This is a genomic window from Nocardioides maradonensis (assembly GCF_054777115.1).
Genome location: NZ_BAAHAZ010000042.1, coordinates 1 through 2219, shown reverse-complemented (window position 1 = coordinate 2219; position 2219 = coordinate 1). Strand labels below are relative to the sequence as shown.

General features: G+C 67.3%; 2 protein-coding genes. Both read right to left on the bottom strand.

The features are described from left to right. Window positions 1–57 precede the first annotated feature (57 nt). A complete protein-coding gene (istB, locus tag ACYVAQ_RS23315) occupies window positions 58–873 on the bottom strand; it encodes an IS21-like element helper ATPase IstB (protein WP_460793003.1) in 816 nt (271 codons plus the stop codon). Then, the gene (gene istA, locus ACYVAQ_RS23310; RefSeq protein ID WP_460793002.1) at window positions 873–2126 is read right to left on the bottom strand and encodes an IS21 family transposase; all 1254 of its coding nucleotides are present in this window, start codon (window positions 2124–2126) and stop codon (window positions 873–875) included. Before istA ends, istB begins: the two co-directional genes overlap by 1 nt. Window positions 2127–2219: the final 93 nt, after the last annotated feature.

Sequence of the window (2219 nt, the reverse complement as noted above, 5' to 3'; positions counted from 1 at the left end):
TGTCAACGGCGGCTGAAAACTGACCCCCTCGCGGCAATCGAAAACTGACCCCCTCGGTTACTGGTTCTCTTCGTTGACGGCCGCGGGGACGCGGCCGAGTTCTCGGTTCTTCAGCCGGTAGGAGTCGCCCTTCAGCGCGATGACCTCGGCGTGGTGGACGAGCCGGTCGATCATCGCCGCGGCGACAGTGTCGTCGCCGAAGACCTCACCCCAGCGGGCGAAGTTCTTGTTGGACGTGACGATCAGGCTGGCTCGCTCATAGCGGGACGAGACGAGTTGGAAGAACAGGTTGGCTGCCTCGGGCTCGAAGGGGATGTAGCCGACCTCATCGATGACCAGCACCGGGTAGCGCACCAGCTTGCGGAGCTCGTCTTGCAGCTTGCCGGCATGGTGGGCCTCTGCAAGCCGGTCGACCCACTGGGACGCGGTGGCGAACAGGACGCGATGGCCGGCCTGGCAGGCCCGGATCGCCAGCCCAGTGGCCAGATGTGTCTTCCCGGTCCCGGGCGGGCCGAGCAGCACGACGTTCTCCTTGCCGGCGACGAAGTCCAAGGTGCCCAGGTGCGCGACGGTTTCGCGCTTCAGGCCACGGGCGTGGTCGTAGTCGAAGTCCTCCAAGCTCTTCCTGGATGGGAAGCGGGCGGCGCGGATCCGGCCCTCACCGCCGTGGGACTCCCGGGCCGACACCTCGCGTTGCAGACAGGCGGCGAGGAACTCCTCATGAGTCCAGGCTTCTTCACGAGCTCGCTCGGCAAGCCGCTCGACCGACTCGCGCAGTGTCGGCGCCTTCAACGCCCTGGTCAGGTACTCCAGTTCGCTGGTGACATCCCGTCCGGTCTTCGGAGCGGTCTTCGTGGTCGTCCGAGCAGCCATCACGACACCTCCCCGTCGACGAGTCCGAGGATCTGGTCGTAGACGCCGAGCGACCGGACCTCGACCTCCTCACCGGTCACCGCGTCCGCGACCGGGCGCAGCAGATCACCGCGACCTTGGCGCAGCAGCTTGGCAGCGACGGTGTGCTCGAAGTCGGTGATCGTCTGGTGCTGGGCCCACACGCGGGCGTGGTCGGCGACGATCGCGCCTTCGCAGGTCACCCACATGCGTTCGAGGTCGGCGTGGATCTCGATCCGCCGCCCGACCACAGCGGGGTGAACGGAGTAGTCGTTGGAATCGAGCCGGACGTAGTGGTCGCGCGGCAGCCGCATGGTCTTTCGCCAGCCGACCTCGGGCGGCACCGGTGGCAGCGGCATCATCGCGGCACGGTCCGCGGCAACCCGGTCACCCGGACTGCAGCCCAGGACCCGCATCCGGCGGGCGTTGGCTCTCACGAAGAACGCGGCGAGTTGGGTGTTGAAGTCCTCCGGTGAGGTGAACGTGCGGCCGGGCAGGAACGACTTCTCCAGGTAGTCGTGGAGTCGCTCGAGCATGCCCTTGGCTTCGGGGTCGGCGGGCTTGCAGATGTAGACCTTGGTACCGAGCACGCCACGGAACGCCTGGCAATCGCCGGTGAGTTCGGGTTGGCGGGCGCGCCACCGACCGACTGCTCCTTCGCCGTCCCACACCAGTGTCTTCGGCACGCCCTGCAGCTGGGTCGACAGCAGCTGCCACCAGCCGGCGTAGAGATCCGCGGCGTCGCGGGAAGGGATCAACAACCCGCCCGACCACCGCGAATAGCCGGTCACCGTGGTCATCACCGGCAGCCGCTTTGCCGTCCGGTTCTGGCCGTACCCGACTGGGAGCTCGATGTCGGGGAACCAGAAGTCGAACTGCGCCAGCTCGCCCGGCTCATAGGTCGTGCGCGATGCCGGGTCCGGCGGCAGGTACACCGGCCGCAGGTCGCTGACCCGGGTCCGCAGGATCCGGATCGAGTGCTCCCACCCGATGCGTTCAGCCACGACCGTCGTCGGCATGGTCGGCGTCACCCGCAGCAGCTCACGGATCTGGGGCTCGACCGCGTCGACCAGCGACCCACGCTCGACCCGCTCGTAGCGCGGCGGCCCGTCATCACGCAGCGCCTTGCGCACCGTGTTCTTCGAGATCCCCATCGACCTGGCGATCACTTTGATCGGCACTCCATCCGCGCGGTGCAACCGCCGGATCTCCGCCCAGTCCTCCACTGCCAACACTCCGCATCTCCTGCCTCGAGCTCGAGGACAGGTTCTCGGAGGGGGTCAGTTTTCAGTTGCCGTTTGGGGGTCAGTTTTCACGTGCCGTCGACA

What these genes read in the sequence shown, in the direction of transcription:
- istB (WP_460793003.1), bottom strand. Translation starts at nt 873, where the DNA reads ATGGCTGCTCGGACGACCACGAAGACCGCTCCGAAGACCGGACGGGAT.